This is a genomic window from Candidatus Liberibacter brunswickensis (assembly GCF_036858155.1).
In the GTDB taxonomy this organism is placed as follows: domain Bacteria; phylum Pseudomonadota; class Alphaproteobacteria; order Rhizobiales; family Rhizobiaceae; genus Liberibacter; species Liberibacter brunswickensis.
In genome coordinates this window covers 1-1,811 of sequence record NZ_JAAEJX010000022.1, presented here as the reverse complement: position 1 = coordinate 1,811, position 1,811 = coordinate 1, and the positions used below count along the sequence as shown (strand labels likewise).

Here is a 1,811-nt window from a genome sequence, read left to right as displayed (position 1 = left end):
CGATAATTACATCCATTTCTTCTTAATTTTTACTTTCACCGTGATTTATCTCGCCAAATTGCCATATCCTAAAAGTATCTTTTAAGATAAGGAAAGTCGTGTTACTCACCAGTTTATTTTGCTTGCAGTTTTTAATACAGGAAGATAGGAAATGCTCTCTCCAGGTAATTTATGCTTGATGATCCCGTCATGCATGGCTAGAATCTTAGTAAAACTGAAACAGTCAAAATTATGATGTCACTCATGTAAACACTTGGACAAACACTGGAGTGATTTTGAGTAAAACAACTTCCAAAATCACATACGGTTCATTGTAAATGATTTTATCACTTAATTAACTTACTCACAATAACTCACCATAATCATCAGTATATACTGGACCAGTTAAAACTAAATTTTGAGTGTCCTGTAACATGACATGAAGTCCCTTAAGATCAATATGTCATAATAGTTGCCACTGTGTACGGACCAAAATACAATGGCAGTGTGAAGAAAGCTTGCATTTTTGAGATAGCTTGCTTTCTAAATAACCCAACCCAGCCCTGTGCCCCAACAACAAAATTTAAACAAAGTAGGTACCTAGATTTCCAGTTTGTTTCTCAGCTCACTTCACATGGGAAATGCTTTATTTAAGACTGCTGGTGTTAGCTGCATTCTGTTCTTATTGTGCCCACACACAAATATTGGGTACACAAGGTTGACAGAAAATTGAGCAAAAACTCTGCACTCCAGAAAACCTGATTTAAAATTAAGTACCATTTAAATAACAATGAAAGTTCAAAGTCCATGTCATGGTAGCCATGATATGGTGCGCAATGAGTTAAATCTCAAATGTATTTTTTGTTGGAATTATTCTTCTTCTTCCTTTGATATGGGAAGCAATGCAAATTTTGTTCTTAGCAATACAGAAAGTATCTCAATTATTGGACATTAACTTAAATCTGCAACATCTTTTATATTGTGTTCTTAGCAATAGGTACAGAAAGTATCTCAATTATTGGACATTAACTTAAATCTGCAAGACCTTGTATATTTTTCTCAGGAAAAAAAATGGAGACAGATGGTTTCCAGATGCCCGATACTATGAAGAGTTGAAGTACACTGTACTTTACCCTGACCAAGCTGATACAAAATGGAAAATCATCAATTGGAATCCTAACAATTTGGTGCCTGTTGAAAAGCAGATTAAAAACATGGTGATCAACTTTGGTCCTCAGCATCCTGCTGCTCATGGTGTCTTGAGACTTGTCCTGGAATTGGATGGAGAGGTTTGTATATTCAAATAACAATAATGACTGTGGAAAAAAAGCTTTCAATTGTCATTTCATGTTAGAATATTATTGCTTCAATAACCAAAGGTTGTTTGAAGCTTTGTTTTCACTTTTTCTTGATATTTTCTTTGATGTCCCCAATTTCAAAATTTGTAAGCCCAAAATGAGATTTTGGTATTGTAGAACAAAGATCTTACATAGATGTTGGCCTTTGAATAATCAAACTTAAAAAAAAAAAAAAAATATTGGGTAATGCCTTTTTGGCCATTTGAAGTCCATTTTTTGGCATGTCTGTTTGTCTGTGTACAAATCCTTGTCACCGCCATAACTTCTACAGTTCTTTCTTATCCAATTTTGATGTCGTTTTCAGAAAAAGAAGGGGCACCATGGCCTCAAAGGTTAACCAATTTTTATGAACTTGCTACGGTTGCATGCTTGGCTGAACCCAAAAACAAATGTAAAATTTCATCACAATAGGTCAACATCTATGTAAGCTCTTTGTTCTACAATACCAAAAGCTCATTTTGGGCTTACAAATTT

Annotated in this window: 3 protein-coding genes; all 3 read left to right on the top strand. The window is 34.4% G+C overall.

Going from position 1 to position 1,811, the window contains the following annotated elements:
- Positions 1-805: 805 nt before the first annotated feature.
- The 3 genes from GY664_RS05030 (at position 806) to GY664_RS05020 (ending at position 1,748) form a co-directional block, all read left to right on the top strand.
- A complete protein-coding gene (locus tag GY664_RS05030) occupies positions 806-934 on the top strand; it encodes a hypothetical protein (RefSeq protein ID WP_333948393.1) in 129 nt (42 codons plus the stop codon).
- Positions 935-1,091: 157 nt separating this feature from the next.
- Entirely contained in the window at positions 1,092-1,286 is a 195-nt protein-coding gene (locus GY664_RS05025; protein WP_333948394.1) for a hypothetical protein, read from the top strand.
- Positions 1,287-1,523: 237 nt separating this feature from the next.
- Positions 1,524-1,748: a hypothetical protein gene (locus GY664_RS05020; RefSeq protein ID WP_333948392.1), complete on the top strand. Its 225-nt coding sequence runs from the start codon at positions 1,524-1,526 to the stop codon at positions 1,746-1,748.
- The last annotated feature ends 63 nt before the right edge of the window (positions 1,749-1,811 follow it).